The organism is Variovorax sp. UC122_21 (assembly GCF_044056785.1).
GTDB lineage: Bacteria > Pseudomonadota > Gammaproteobacteria > Burkholderiales > Burkholderiaceae_C > Variovorax.
Window position 1 is genome coordinate 6583622 of the sequence record NZ_CP172004.1, and the last position, 14236, is coordinate 6597857.

Below are 14236 nucleotides of genomic sequence, written 5' to 3' on the forward strand. Positions count from 1 at the left end.
GCCGCTTCGCCAACCCCCTCGCCGGGGGCGATACCCGTGGCCCGGCAAAGCCGGTTCCACGGTGTCTCCCGAACAGGCCGCGCTACGCGGGCCCTTGGCAGACCGCAGGTCGGGCGCAGTTCGTTGGCTCCGCGAGGTGATGGCGACATGGGCATGAGGCGGCGCGGCTTCCTCGGCACGGTCGGCGCCGCCGGTGCGCTCGCGCTCGCCGGCTGCGATGCGCCGCCGCCCATCGAAGGCGGCTTCACCGGCATCGACATGGCGCGCGGCCACGCGATGCGCGACGGCACGCTGAAGTCGCGCGCGCCCGCGAGCACGCGCAAGACCCGCGTGCTGATCGCCGGCGGTGGCGTCGCGGGGCTCGCGGCGGCGCGTGCGCTGCGCCTCGCGGGCATCGACGACTTCGCGCTGCTCGAGCTCGAGGAAAGCGCGGGCGGCAATGCGCGCGGCGGCCTGGTCAACGGCATCGCCTGCCCGCTCGGCGCGCACTACCTGCCGGTGCCCGGCGACGATGCGCGCGAGGTGCAGGACCTGCTCGAGGAACTGGGCCTGCGCCGGCGCGTGGCCGGCCGCTGGGAATACGACGAGCGCACGCTGTGCCACAGCCCGCAGGAGCGGCTGTTCTTCCACGGCGAGTGGCAGGACGGCCTGCTGCCGGTGCATGGCGTGGGCGCCGACACGCAGGCGCAGTACCGCCGCTTCGCGCAGCGCATCGACGCGCTCCAGCATGCAGCCCACTTCGCCATTCCCACGCTCAAGGTCGCGGTCACGCCCGAGCTGCTGGCGCTCGATGCGCAGGCCTTCTCGGCCTGGCTCGATCGCGAGGGATTCAGCGACGAGCACCTGCGCTGGTACCTCGACTACTGCTGCCGCGACGACTACGGCGCGGGCATCGAGCAGGTTTCGGCCTGGGCCGGCATCCACTATTTCGCGAGTCGGCACGGCTTCCACGCGCCCGGCGATCCGTCGGGCAGCGCCAACGACACCAACCCCGAGCGCGACGGCGTGCTGACCTGGCCCGAGGGCAACGGCTGGCTCACGAAGCAGCTGGCCGCGCCGCTGGGCGAACGGCTGCGCACGGGCCAGGTGGTCGTGCGCATCGCCGAGCTGCGCGGCGGCGTCGAGGTCGATGCCTGGGATGCCGCCTCGCAATCGCTGGTGCGCTGGCAGGCCGCGCATTGCATCGTCGCGCTGCCGGTGTTCGTCGCCGCGCGCGTGGTCGAGAACGCGCCCGCGGTGCTCGCGCATGCCGCCGCGCACGTGCGCCATGCGCCCTGGCTGGTGGCCAACGTGCACCTGCGCGGCCCGCTGGTCGACCGCCCCGGCGCCGCGCCGAGCTGGGACAACGTGGTCTACGGCACGCGCGGCCTCGGCTATGTCGATGCGCGCCACCAGACGCTCGACCCCACGCCGCGCGGCACCGTGCTGAGCTGGTATCGCCCGCTGGGCCCGAGCCGCTACGACGAGGGCGACGGCCGCCGCCTGCTGCTCGAGCGGCCCTGGACCGGCTGGCGCGACGACCTGCTGGCCGAGCTCTCGGTGCCGCACCCCGACCTGCCCGCGCTGGCCACGCGCATCGAGATCACGCGCTACGGGCACGCCATGGCCATTCCGCGGCCCGGCCTGCTGGCGCAGATCGGTTCGCAGCGCACCGCGCCCGACGATGCGCACCGCGGCAGCGTGATCGCGGGCCGGCTGTCGTTCGCGCATGCCGACTGGTCGGGCTATTCGATCTTCGAGGAAGCCTTCACGCGCGGGCACGTGGCCGGAGCGAGCCTGGCATGAAGACGCTGGTGCTCGGCGGCTACGGCAACTTCGGCGCGCGCATCAGCCGCGCGCTGGCCGCCGACGCGGCCATCGAGCTGCTGGTGGGTGGCCGTGATCTCGAACGGGCGACGGCCTTCGCGCAATCGCTGCCGCGCGAGGCGCGTGCCGTTCGCGTCGATGCGCAGTCGCCGGATTTCGCACGGGGCTTGCGCGAGCTCGGCGTCGAGCTCGTCATCCACACGGCCGGTCCGTTCCAGAACCAGGACTACCGCGTGCCACAGGCGGTGGCCGCCGCCGGCGCGCACTACATCGACCTGGCCGACGGCCGTCGCTTCGTCTGCGACTTTCCCGCGGCGCTCGACGGCGTCTTTCGCGGCGCGGGCCGCACGGCCGTCACGGGCGCGAGCACCGTGCCGGCGCTTTCGTCGGCCGTGGTCGACCAGCTCGCGGCCGGCTGGCAGGGCATCTGCGACATCGACATCTGCATCGCGCCGGCCCAGGGCGCGCCGCGCGGCGAGGCCACGCTCGCGGGCGTGCTCGCCTACTGCGGCGCGCCGATCCGCGTCTGGCAGCAAGGCCGCTGGACCGAGCAGCCCGGCTGGGCCCGGCCCTCGGTCGTGCGCTTCGCGCGCATGCGCCCGCGCCGCGGCGCGCTGTGCGACATCCCCGATCTCGAACTCTTCCCGGCGCGCCATCCGGGCGTGCAGTCGGTGATGTTCCGTGCCGCGCTCGAGGTGGGCCTCACGCAGCAGGCCTTCGCCTTCCTGGCGGCCCTGCGCCGCATCGGCCTGCTGCCCGCGCCGCAGAAGCTGGCGCCGCTGCTGCATGCCACGGGCGGCCTGTTCGATGCGTTCGGCAGCGCGCTCGGCGGCATGGTGGTGCGCGTCGAAGGCATCGACGCACGAGGCGCCGCCGCGCACCGCGCCTGGCACATCGCGGCCGACGACAACCATGGGCCGGAGATTCCCTGCATGGCCGCCATCCTGCTGGCGCGCCGGCTCGCGCGCGGCGATGCGCTGCCGATGGGCGCGCAGGCCTGCATGGGGCTGCTCGCGCTGCGGGAGTTCGAGCCCGAGTTCGCGCGCTGGGGCATGGTGACGGACGTGGTCGACGATGGCGCACGAGCGGCTTGAGTTCGACATGCCGGCGCCGGCCGACGTGGTCTTCGACACCTTCCACTACCACGTGTGGCGCGCGCGCTGGGACTCGCTGGTCGGCGATGCCCGGGTGGTGGGCGGCGCGCCGTGCCCCTTCGTCGGCGCCGAGACCGAGAACGTGGGCCACGGCTGGCTGCGCGGGCTGTCGATGCGAACCCGCTTCGTGAGCTTCGATCGTCCGCACCTGGCCGCCGCCTCGATGATCGGCCGCTCCTTCCCGTTCGATCGCTGGGCTGCATCGATGCGGCACCGCGACACCGAGCCCGGTCGTTCCGTGCTGATCTACACCTACACCATCGAGGCGGGGCCGAAGGCCCTGCGCTGGTTGCTGCAACCGATCGTCGCCCGGGCCTTCGCGCGGCAGACCCGGCGGCGCTTTGCGCGCATGCATGCGTTCCTGGCGGTCCATGCGCAGGAAGTCGTCGACTGGCAACGCACGCAGCACGGGAGCGCGCGGATATGAGGCAGCGGGCCGACGACGACCGCCTGCTGCGCCTGAGCCTCGTCGCGGTCTGGCTGGTCACGGCCGTCGTCAGCATCGTCGAACTCGACGGCCAGAGCCGCCGGGTGCTGGCCGAGGCCGGTATCGCCTCGCCGCCCTGGCTGGTGCATCTGCTGATCGTCGGCGGCGCGGCGGCCGACCTCGTCGTCGGCCTCGCGCTGTGGTGGCGGCCGGGCCGCGCCAGCTATTTCGCGGCGCTCGGCCTGCTGCTGCTCATGACGGCGGTCGCCACCGGCCTGCAGCCGGCGCTGTGGCTGCATCCGCTGGGGCCGCTGCTCAAGAACCTGCCGATCGCCGCGCTGCTGTGGCACCTGTACCGGCGCGCCGTGCCATGAACACCTACCTGGTCCTCAAGTGGCTGCACATCGTCTCGAGCGTGCTGATGGTCGGCACCGGGCTGGGCTCGGCCTTCTACATGTTCTTCACCAACCGCAGTGGCAGCGTGGCGGCGCAGGCGGTGGTGAGCCGGCTGGTGGTGCGCGCCGACTGGTGGTTCACCACGCCCACCGTGATCCTGCAGCCTGCCACCGGCTTCGCGCTCGCCCACATGGCGGGCTGGCCGCTGTCGACGCCATGGCTCGCGTTGTCGCTGGGCCTCTTCGTGTTCGCAGGCGCGTGCTGGCTGCCCGTGGTGTGGCTGCAGATCCGCATGGCCGCGATGGCCGGACAGGCGCACCGCGACGGCCAGCCGCTGCCGCCGCTGTATGCGCGCTACCAACGCTGGTGGGAGTGGCTCGGCTATCCCGCCTTCGTGGCCATGGTCCTGGTCTTCTGGCTCATGGTGAACAAGCCCGCGCTCTCGCCCTGAACCGGGCCGGGGTGCGCGCCCGTGCGGTTTTCACGCAGACTTCACACACGCCGCGATTGCTTCACAGACAGCCTGGAGACTGCCAGGCGCCAACAAAAACACCGGGGGAGCTTCCATGCTTCAAGTTGCCAATCGAAAACTCGCGTCGCTCAGCGACGTGCTCTTCACCGGGCTGGGCCGCGCGCTCGGCTTCCTGCGCCCGCTCGCACGCGGGCTCATCGGTTCCTGGCGACCCCCGGGCTGGCTGCGCATCGCGGGCGCGCTGCTGCTGCTGGGACTGCAATGGCTGCAGCAGCGGCTCGTCTGGGTGCTGCTGCTGGTGTTGCTGGCGTTCGCGGGCTGGATGGCCAGCCCGCAGCTCCTGAAGTGGTGGCATGGCCTCACGCCCGATCGCGTCGAGCCCATCGTGGCGACCGCGCAGATCGTGCCGCCGCCGCGCACCCAGATCGAGCTCGACAAGGGGCCCAATCCGGTCGTGATCAACTTCTCGGCCTCGGTCGCGCCGATCGCGCGTGTCGGCCAGGAAGCGGTTGGTGTCGGCATCGAACCCGCCATCGCCGGGCGCTGGACCTGGACCGATGCCAAGAAGCTGGAGTTCGTGCCCGCGCAGGACTGGCCGGTGGGCCAGGCCTACAAGGTGCAGCTCTCGAAGGACGCGCTCGCGCCGCACATCGAGATCGAGCAGCGCAAGTACGACTTCAGCTCGGCCGAGTTCAGCGCCCGCATCGCCGGCGCCGAGTTCTACCAGGACCCGGTGCAGGCCAACGTGCGGCGCGCGCTGTTCCAGGTGCGCTTCTCGCATTCCGTGAACACCGCCGAGTTCGAGAAGCGGCTGGTGCTCACCTACGACCAGGCCTGCAGCAGCTCGTTCTTCAGCGTTGGCAAATGCGCGAGCGAGAAGTTCACGGTCAGCTACGACAAGCTGCGCCTCACGGCCACGGTCCAGTCCGAGCCCCTGCCCATTCCCGAGAAGACCCGCCCCGTGCTGCTGAGCCTCACCGCCGGCGCGGTGGCGCAGAAGGGCGGCCCGGGCCAGCGCAACGACGTCTCGCGCGCGGTCGACATCCCCGGCCTCTTCAGCCTCGACATCGCGAGCGTGGAGCCCACCATCGTCACCGGCGAGAACGGCGAGCCCGAGCACGTGATGCACGTCAGCGCCTCGATGCCGGTGCACGAGCGCGAAATGGCGCGCCTGGTGCAGGCCTGGCTGCTGCCGGCCACCGAAGATCCCAAGGGCGATCCGGAAGACAAGTTCGACTGGTCCGCCGATCCAGCGAAGATCACCGACGCGGTGCTGCACCGCGCGAAGAAGATCGGCCTGCAGCCCATCGCCAGCGAGCGCGAGGTGACCGAGACGGTCAGCTTCCGCCTGCCGCAGGCCGAGGGCGGGCGCTACCTGCTGGTGCGCGTGGCCAAGGGCCTGAAGACGCCCGGCGGCTACCAGCTCGGCACGGCCTTCCAGAGCGTGCAGCTGCTCAAGACCTTTGCGCCCGAGCTCACGATCATGAGCCAGGGTTCGCTGCTCGCGCTGTCGGGCGAGCGCAAGCTGCCGATCCTGGTGCGCGACCTGCCGGGCGTGCGCGTCGAGATCGGGCGCCTGCTGCCGCAGCAGCTGCAGCACCTGGTGACGCAGAGCAACGGCGATTTCTCGCATCCCAAGTTCTACGGTGGCCTCGGCACCGACAACCTGGTCGACCGCTTCGAGAAGCAGATCCCGCTCGCCATTCCGCCCGGCAAGGCGCACTACGAGACGGTCGATTTCGCCGAGTACCTGCGCAGCGACATCAGCGACCGGCGCGGCGTGTTCCTGCTCAAGGTGCAGGGCTTCGATCCCAAGGCGAAGAAGAAGCCCGAGGGCGAAGCGGACGCCACCGAGGCGTCGTCCGAGGACGAGGAGCAGCAGTCGTCCGGCGAGGACGAGGGCAATCCCGAGAGCGGCAACCCCGAGGACCAGAAGGACGAGCGGCTGGTGCTGGTCACCGACCTGGGCATCGTCGCCAAGAAGTCGCTCGACGGCACGCGCGACGTGTTCGTGCAGAGCATCGCCAACGGCCAGCCCGTGGGCGGCGCGTTGGTCGAGGTGTGGGGCCGCAACGGCATGATCGTGGCGTCGCAGGCCACCGATGCCACGGGCCGCGCGAAGCTGCCCAACCTCGCGGGCTTCCAGCGCGAGAAGCAGCCGGTGGTGCTGGTGGTGCGCAAGGACGGCGACCTGAGCTTCCTGCCCTTCAACAAGACCGACCGCACGCTCGACATCTCGCGCTTCGACGTCGGCGGCCTGCGCGCGGCCGGCGTGCCGAACCAGATGACGGCCTACGTCTTCAGCGACCGCGGCATCTACCGCCCGGGCGACACCATGCACATCGCGATGATGGTGAAGGCCGGCAACTGGGGCACCTCGCTGCGCGACCTGCCGCTCGAAGCCGAGATCATCGATGCGCGCGGCCTGAGCGTGCGGCGCGAGAAGCTGCGCCTCGGCCCCGGCGGCGCGGCCGAGATCGCGCACGCCACGCAGGACACCTCGCCCACCGGCAGCTACACCGTCAACCTCTACCTGCCGCGCGAGTCCTCGCCCGGCGCGCCCGAGGTGCAGGGGCTGCTGCTGGGCAGCACCACGGTGAAGGTGCAGGAGTTCCTGCCCGACCGCACCAAGGTCACGGCCAGGCTCAGCAGCGAGATCGCCGAAGGCTGGGTCAAGCCGAAGGACATGAAGGCGCTGATCGACGTGCAGAACCTGTTCGGCACGCCCGCGCCCGACCGCAAGGTCGAGGGCACGCTGACGCTGAGCCCGGCCTTCCCGGTGTTCCGTGCCTTCGCCGACTACGCCTTCTTCGATCCGCAGCGCGCGGCCGAGAAGCAGGTCGACGACCTCGGCAGCGTGCAGACCAGCGCCGAGGGCAAGGCCGAGTTCGACCTGCGGCTGTCGCGCTTCGATTCCGCCACCTACCAGGTGCATGTGCTGGCCAAGGCCTTCGAGCCCGAGGGTGGGCGCAGCGTGTCGGCCGAGGCGCGCACGCTGGTGAGCGACCTGCCCTACCTGGTGGGCGTCAAGGTCGACGGCGACACCGGCTACGTGAGCAAGGGCGCGGCGCGCACTGCGCACGTGATCGCGATCGATCCGCAGGCGAAGAAGACCGCGGTGGCCGACCTGGTGCTGCAGCGCGTGGAGCGCAAGGTGCTGTCGGTGCTGATCAAGCAGGACAACGGCCTGTACCGCTACGAATCGCGGCGCAAGGAGATCGTGCTCGACGAGAAGCCGCTGGCCATCGGCGCAGCCGGCAACAACGTGGCGCTCGACACCGGCACGCCCGGCAACTTCGCCTACGTGGTGCGCAATGCCGGCGGGCTCGAGCTCAACCGCGTCGAGTACAGCGTGGCGGGCAACGCCAACGTCAGCCGCTCGCTCGACCGCAATGCCGAGCTGCAGCTCACGCTCGATCGCAAGGACTACGAGCCGGGCCAGGAGATCGAGGTCAGCATCCGCGCGCCCTACGTCGGCGCGGGCCTCATCACCATCGAGCGCGACAAGGTCTACGCGCACGCCTGGTTCAAGACCGACAAGACCGCCTCGGTGCAGAAGATCGTGCTGCCCAAGGACTTCGAGGGCACCGGCTACATCAACGTGCACTTCGTGCGCGACCCGGCCTCGGACGAGGTCTACATGAGCCCGCTGTCCTACGGCGTCGTGCCCTTCGCGACCAGCCTGTCGAAGCGCAGCGCCAACCTGCAGCTCACGAGCACCGAGCTCGTGAAGCCCGGCCAGACCGTGAAGATGAAGCTCACCAGCGACCAGCCCACGCGCGCCGTGGTGTTCGCGGTCGACGAGGGCATCCTGCAGGTGGCGCGCTACAAGACGCCCGACCCGCTCAAGCACTTCTTCCAGAAGCGCGCGCTCGAGGTCGGCACCCTGCAGACGCTCGACCTGATCCTGCCCGAGTTCAAGAAGCTGATGCAGGGCGCCGCGCCCGGCGGCGACGGCGAAGGCGAGCTCGGCAAGCACCTGAACCCGTTCAAGCGCAAGCGCGACAAGCCGGTGGCCTACTGGTCGGGCCTGGTCGACGTGAACGGCAGCCGCGAGTTCAGCTACACCGTGCCCGAGAGCTTCAACGGCAGCCTGCGCGTGATGGCGGTGGCCGTGAACGACGAGACCACGGCCGCGAAGAGCACCCGCACCACGGTGCGCGGCGACATGGTGATCCTGCCGAACGCGCCGCTCGCGATGGCGCCCGGCGACACGGTCGAGGTCGGCGTGGGCCTGGCCAACAACATCGCGGGCTCGGGCAAGGAGGCGCCGATCGCGATCACGCTCACCGCCTCGGGCGGGCTCGAGGCGGTCGGCGATGCGACGCAGACGCTCAAGGTCAACGAGCGCGGCGAGGCCAGCACGAAGTTCAACGTGCGCGCCAAGCCCGGCGAGCAAGCGGTGCTGGGTTCCTCGGCGCTGGTGTTCACCTCCACCCACAAGAACTTCAGCGCGCGGCTCGCCACCGAGGTGAGCGTGCGGCCCGCCTCGCCCTTCGTCTCGCTGGTGCAGGCCGGCAGCTTCCAGCGCTCGGGCGAGATCGCGAGCAAGGGCGACTTCTATCCGAACTTCCGCCGCAGCGACCTCGCGGTGTCGGCCGCGCCCTGGGCCTTCGCCACCGGCCTCATGCAATACCTCGAGGCCTACCCGCATGGCTGCACCGAGCAGATCACGAGCCAGACCTTCCCGGCCGTGCTGCTCGCGGGCCGGCCCGAACTGCTGAAGGAGATGGCGCGCGGCCGCACGGCCGACCAGGGCCCGCTGCCCGAGGCGCGCAAGACGCTCGAGCGCTACCTCGTGCAGCTGCGCGCGCGCCAGACGGCCGACGGCGGCTTCTCGCTGTGGCCCGGCGCGGGGGCCGATCCGTTCGCGACGCTCTATGCGGTGCACCTGCTGGTGGAGGCGCGCGACCACAAGCTGCCGGTGCCGCAGGACCTGCTGCAGCGCGCCAACACCTACCTGCAGGGCTGGCTCGGCAGCGGCGACTCGTCGCTCGACGGCTGGCGCCAGCGCACGCAGGCCGCCTACCTGCTGACGCGCCAGGGCATCGTGGTGCCGGCCGCGCTGGCCAACCTGCGCGAGACCTGGCGCAACCAGCAGGCCAAGCAGACCGCGGGCTGGAGCGACGACCTCGGCGCCGTCTACCTCGCGGCGAGCTACCAGCTCGTGAAGCAGGAGCAGGTGGCCAACGAGCTGCTCAACCCCGTGTGGGCCGACCTGCTCGCGCGCAGCGAGAAGAACCAGCGCCGCAACGTCTGGGGCCGCTACTACGACCCGCTGGTGCACGACAGCATGATGCTGCACCTGGTGGGGCGGCACTTCCCCGCGCGGCTCAAGACGCTGAAGCCCGCGGTGTGGGAAGGCATGGCCGGCATGGTGCGCGACGGTTGGTACAACAGCCTGTCGTCGGCCGCGATGCTGATGGCGGTCGATGCCTACTTCGACGCCGTGGCGCAGAACGCCGAGGGCAAGCTCACGGCCTCGGCCATCGATGCGCAGGGCAAGGCCGCGGCGCTCGCGCTCGGCGCCGTCAACCCGGTGGCGCGCGCCGCGGTGCCCGCCGGCACCGCGAAGCTGGGCCTCGCGAACGACAGCGACTTCAACCTCTACTACAGCTGGACCGAGCAGGGCTTCGAACGCAAGCAGCCCGACACCGCGGTGAACCAGGGGCTGGAGGTGTTCCACGAGGTGCTCGATGCCAAGGGCAACCCGGTCACCAAGGCGAAGCTCGGCGAAGAGGTCACCGTGCGGGTGCGCGTGCGCAGCCTCGAGCGGCCGCAGATCGCCGACGTCGCGCTGGTCGACCTGCTGCCGGGCGGCCTCGAGCCCGTGCTGCAGGCCGTGGGGGACGATGCCGAGGGAGAGAACGCCGACGCGCCGGTCTGGAAGAAGCGCCTGGGCGGCAACGGCTCCTGGAAGGTGCAGTACGCCGACATCCGCGAGGACCGCGTGGTGTTCTATGGCGGCGTCGACAAGAACCTGCTCGAGGTGACCTACAAGGCGCGCGCCACCAACGTCGGCGACTTCGTGGTGCCCGCGGCCTACGGTGAGGCGATGTACGACCGGCGCATCTACGCGCGCTCGGCCGGTGCGCGCTTCCAGGTCGTCGCGAACTGAGGCCGGAGCGGAGCGAGTCATGACCCGGACCCTCGCGCGTCGGGCCCTGATCGCGGGCGTGCTGCTGGCCCTGCTGCTCGCGCTGCTGCGGCTGTGGCCGCATGCCCCGCTCAGCGAGACGGTGGGCAGCTCGCGCGCCGTCTATGCGCGCGGCGGCGAGCTGTTGCGGCTCACGCTCGCGGCCGACGAGCAGTACCGGCTGTGGGTGCCGCTAGCGCGCATCTCGCCCACCCTGATCGACGCGGTGCTGCTCTACGAGGACCGGCGCTTCCACGCCCACCCGGGCGTCAACCCCGCGGCGCTGGTGCGCAGCGCCTGGCGCATCGCGAGCGGCGAGCGCCGCCAGGGCGGCTCCACCCTCACGATGCAGCTCGCGCGCCGGCTCTATGGCATCGACAGCCGCACGGCCGGCGGCAAGGTCGCGCAGATCGCCGCCGCGCTGTGGATCGAGGCGCGCCACGGCAAGCGCGAGATCCTCGAGGCCTACCTCAACACCGCGCCCTACGGCGGCAACATCGAGGGCGTGCAGGCCGCGAGCCTGATCTATTTCCGCAAGGACGCCGCCAGGCTCAGCCTGCCCGAGGCGCTCACGCTCGCGGTGATTCCGCAGAACCCGGTCAAGCGCATCGCCGAGCGCGGCCGCAACACCGAGCTGCAGGCCGCGCGCGAACGGCTCTGGGCGCTGTGGGCCGAGCGCGATCCCACCGCGCGCCAGCATGCGCCCGACGCGCAGCTCGTGCTCTCGGCGCAGTCGCGCGGCAGCCTGCCCTTCCTGGCGCCGCACCTCACCGACATGCTGCTCGCGCAGCCGCGAAGCGATGCCAGCGTCGCGGCGCCGGTCGAGATCCGCGCCACCATCGACCTGCGCATGCAGTCCACGCTCGAGCGCGTGATGGCCCAGTACCTGCGCACGCATGCCGACGTCGGCATGAACAACGCGAGCGCGCTGCTGCTCGATGCCTCGACCATGCAGGTGCGTGCGCTGATCGGCTCGGCCGACTGGCACGACGACACCATCGCGGGCCAGGTCAACGGCACCCAGGCCAAGCGCTCGCCGGGTTCCACGCTCAAGCCCTTCATCTATGCGCTCGCGCTCGACCAGGGCCTGCTGCATCCGAAGACCATGCTGAAGGACGCGCCGACCGCCTTCGGCCCCTACGCGCCCGAGAACTTCGACCACCGCTTCGCCGGGCCGCTGTCGGCGCAGGAGGCGTTGATCCGCAGCCGCAACGTGCCCGCGGTCGCGGTGGCCGCGAAGCTCTCGAAGCCGGGCCTCTACGACTTCATGCGGCTGGCCGGCGTGCAGAAGCTGCAGAGCGAATCGCACTACGGCCTCGCGCTGGTGCTCGGCGGCGGCGAGGTCACGCCCGAGGAGCTCGCGGGCCTCTACGGCACCCTGGCCAACGGCGGCGTCGCGCAGCCGCTGCGCTACACCGAGCCCGCGCCCGACGAGCGGCCCGCGCAGCCGCTGCGGCTGCTGAGCGAGGAGGCTTCGTTCATCACGCTCGACATGCTGCGCCAGACGCCGCGCCCCGACACCACCCTGCCCGCGCGGCCCGCCATCGCCTGGAAGACCGGCACCTCCTGGGGCTTTCGCGATGCCTGGACCGCGGGCGTGTTCGGCCGCCACGTGCTGGTGGTGTGGGTCGGCAACTTCGACGGCAGCAGCAACCCCGCGCTGGTGGGCGTCGACGCGGCCGCGCCGCTGTTCCTGCGCATGGTCGACGCGCTGCGCGCCGAGCGGCTCGATCCCGGCGAGGTCGCCGTCACGCAGCCGGCCAACCTGCGCCAGGTCGAGGTCTGCGCCGCCACCGGCGGCCTGCCCGATGCGCTGTGCCCGGTGCGCACGCGCACCTGGTTCATCGCCGGCAAGTCGCCGATCCAGGTCAGCAACCTGCATCGCGCCGTGTGGGTCGACGAGACCACGGGCAAGGTGGTCTGCGGTCCGCAGCCGAATGCGCGCCAGCAGGTTGTCGAGCAGTGGGGCAGCGACATGCGCCGCCTGTTCCGCCAGGCCGGCCTGCCGCGCGCCAGCGTGCCCGCCGACGGCTGCGAGCAGAAGGACGCGGGCGCGCCCGAGGCCGCCCCGCTCATCAGCTCGCCACTGCGCGGCGTGCGCCACACGCTGCGCATTGCCAGGCCCGAGCCGCTGGTGCTGCGCGCCGAGGCCGCGGCCGGCACGCAGACCCTCTACTGGTTCGCCGACGATGCGCTGGTCGGCCGTGCCGCGCCCGGCGAAGGCCTCGCCTGGATGCCCGACCTGGCCGAGTCGGGCCGGCGCTATGTGCTGCGCGTCGTCGACGACCAGGGGCGCGCCGAGTCGCGTGAAGTGATCGTCGATATCGCACCTTAGTGGCAGTCATGTCACCGCGGCGTCACGCGTCGTCGGCAAGGTCTCGCGTTTTCGACTCGGACTCCCGACCTCCATGAAGAAGACGCGCCTTTCCCTCCTCGCTCTGGCCGCCGCCGCCGCGTTCGCCGCCACCGGTGCCTCGGCCCAGACCGCCTTCCCCGCCACCCTCGCCGGCCATGCCGTGCTGCCCGCGCAGAGCTTCGTCGCCGCGCCCAAGGATGCGCCCACCGACCTGCAGGTCAGCGGCAAGTTCACCACGCCCAAGCGCGTGGAAGCCATCGGCAGCGTCGAGGGTCTCTCGGGCGGCCGCGGCACCGGCGTGTCGCTCCCCTTCAAGGGCCAGCCGCTGCAGGGCCACTCGGGCATCAAGAAGATGGACGACGGCAGCTTCTGGATCCTCACCGACAACGGTGCCGGCGCGAAAGCCAACTCGCCCGACTTCATGCTCTACCTCAACCACTACAAGGTCGACTTCAAGAGCGGCAAGTTCCAGCGCCTGGCCACCGTGTTCCTGCACGACCCCGACAAGAAGGTGCCGTTCCGCATCGTCCACGAGGGCAGCAAGCAGCGCTACCTGACCGGCTCCGATTTCGATCCCGAGAGCTTCCAGTTCGCCGGCGGCGCGCTGTGGATCGGCGAGGAGTTCGGCCCCTACCTGATCAAGGCCGACCTCCAGGGCAAGGTGCTCGCCGTGTTCGACACCCAGGTCGACGGCAAGGTCGTGCGCTCGCCCGACAACCCCGCCGTGACCACGCCCGGCGTGCCCGGCGGCGCGGTCGACTTCCAGATCAAGCGCTCCAAGGGCTTCGAGGGCATGGCCGCCTCGAAGGACGGCAGCAAGCTCTACGCGCTGCTCGAAGGCCCGGTGTGGAACGCCGAGGCCAAGGACTTCGAGAAGGTCGAGGGCAAGGAAGCGCTGCGCGTGCTCGAGTTCGATGTCGCGGGCGAGAAGTGGACCGGCCGCCACTGGAAGTACGTGCTCGAGGCCAACGGCAACGCCATCGGCGACTTCAACATGATCGACGGCACCACGGGCCTGATCATCGAGCGCGACAACGGCGAAGGCACCAGCGACAAGGCCTGTCCCGAAGGCCAGAAACGCACCGACTGCTTCCACGACATCGCGAAGTTCAAGCGCGTCTACAAGGTCGAACTCGGCGACGCCAACGTCGGCGGCCCGGTGCGCAAGATCGGCTACATCGACCTGCTGAACATCGCCGACCCCGACAAGCTCGCGCGCAAGCCGCTCAACGACGGCGTGCTCAAGTTCCCGTTCTTCACCATCGAGAACGTCGACGTAGTGGATTCCACCCACATCGTCGTCGGCAACGACAACAACCTGCCCTTCTCGAGCAGCCGCGAGCCGAACAAGGCCGACGACAACGAGCTGGTGCTGCTCGAGGCGGGGGCGCTGCTGCAGGCGAAGTGAGCGGCGGAAGCGCCCGCTATCGCCCTGCGTTCGGGTCGAGATAGCAGGGCGTTTCCTTGGGGAAATCGTGCCAGATGAGTA

The 14236-nt window shown here is 70.9% G+C and carries 8 protein-coding genes; all 8 read left to right on the top strand.

Features of this window, described 5'->3' with window-relative positions; all coding sequences use genetic code 11:
* Positions 1 to 153 precede the first annotated feature (153 nt).
* The 8 genes from ACHMXE_RS43755 to ACHMXE_RS43790 all read left to right on the top strand — a co-directional run bounded on the left by ACHMXE_RS43755 (position 154) and on the right by ACHMXE_RS43790 (position 14155).
* Positions 154 to 1785: an FAD-dependent oxidoreductase gene (locus tag ACHMXE_RS43755; protein ID WP_395349583.1), complete on the top strand. Its 1632-nt coding sequence runs from the start codon at positions 154 to 156 to the stop codon at positions 1783 to 1785.
* Positions 1782 to 2900: a saccharopine dehydrogenase family protein gene (locus ACHMXE_RS43760; RefSeq protein WP_395349584.1), complete on the top strand. Its 1119-nt coding sequence runs from the start codon at positions 1782 to 1784 to the stop codon at positions 2898 to 2900. Before ACHMXE_RS43755 ends, ACHMXE_RS43760 begins: the two co-directional genes overlap by 4 nt.
* A 7-nt stretch (positions 2901 to 2907) precedes the next feature.
* Positions 2908 to 3387, top strand: a complete 480-nt coding sequence (locus ACHMXE_RS43765; protein WP_395349585.1) for an SRPBCC family protein — start codon at positions 2908 to 2910, stop codon at positions 3385 to 3387.
* Positions 3384 to 3761, top strand: a complete 378-nt coding sequence (locus ACHMXE_RS43770; RefSeq protein ID WP_395349586.1) for a DoxX-like family protein — start codon at positions 3384 to 3386, stop codon at positions 3759 to 3761. Before ACHMXE_RS43765 ends, ACHMXE_RS43770 begins: the two co-directional genes overlap by 4 nt.
* Positions 3758 to 4234 carry a DUF2269 family protein gene (locus ACHMXE_RS43775; protein ID WP_395349587.1) on the top strand — a complete coding sequence of 159 codons (477 nt, stop codon included), beginning with the start codon at positions 3758 to 3760 and terminating at the stop codon, positions 4232 to 4234. The genes ACHMXE_RS43770 and ACHMXE_RS43775 overlap by 4 nt, the downstream gene beginning before the upstream one ends.
* A gap of 115 nt (positions 4235 to 4349) precedes the next feature.
* Positions 4350 to 10373: an alpha-2-macroglobulin gene (locus ACHMXE_RS43780; protein ID WP_395349588.1), complete on the top strand. Its 6024-nt coding sequence runs from the start codon at positions 4350 to 4352 to the stop codon at positions 10371 to 10373.
* 19 nt (positions 10374 to 10392) lie between these two features.
* Positions 10393 to 12726: a penicillin-binding protein 1C gene (gene pbpC, locus ACHMXE_RS43785; RefSeq protein ID WP_395349589.1), complete on the top strand. Its 2334-nt coding sequence runs from the start codon at positions 10393 to 10395 to the stop codon at positions 12724 to 12726.
* A 73-nt stretch (positions 12727 to 12799) separates the two neighbouring features.
* On the top strand, positions 12800 to 14155 hold the full coding sequence (locus tag ACHMXE_RS43790) for an esterase-like activity of phytase family protein (RefSeq protein ID WP_395349590.1): 1356 nt from the start codon (positions 12800 to 12802) through the stop codon (positions 14153 to 14155).
* Positions 14156 to 14236 lie beyond the last annotated feature (81 nt).

Bases quoted from the DNA above. Each gene is read 5' to 3' on its own strand.
- ACHMXE_RS43755 (WP_395349583.1), top strand. From the start codon at position 154: ATGAGGCGGCGCGGCTTCCTCGGCACGGTCGGCGCCGCCGGTGCGCTC.
- ACHMXE_RS43760 (WP_395349584.1), top strand. From the start codon at position 1,782: ATGAAGACGCTGGTGCTCGGCGGCTACGGCAACTTCGGCGCGCGCATC.
- ACHMXE_RS43765 (WP_395349585.1), top strand. From the start codon at position 2,908: ATGCCGGCGCCGGCCGACGTGGTCTTCGACACCTTCCACTACCACGTG.
- ACHMXE_RS43770 (WP_395349586.1), top strand. From the start codon at position 3,384: ATGAGGCAGCGGGCCGACGACGACCGCCTGCTGCGCCTGAGCCTCGTC.
- ACHMXE_RS43775 (WP_395349587.1), top strand. From the start codon at position 3,758: ATGAACACCTACCTGGTCCTCAAGTGGCTGCACATCGTCTCGAGCGTG.
- ACHMXE_RS43780 (WP_395349588.1), top strand. From the start codon at position 4,350: ATGCTTCAAGTTGCCAATCGAAAACTCGCGTCGCTCAGCGACGTGCTC.
- pbpC (WP_395349589.1), top strand. From the start codon at position 10,393: ATGACCCGGACCCTCGCGCGTCGGGCCCTGATCGCGGGCGTGCTGCTG.
- ACHMXE_RS43790 (WP_395349590.1), top strand. From the start codon at position 12,800: ATGAAGAAGACGCGCCTTTCCCTCCTCGCTCTGGCCGCCGCCGCCGCG.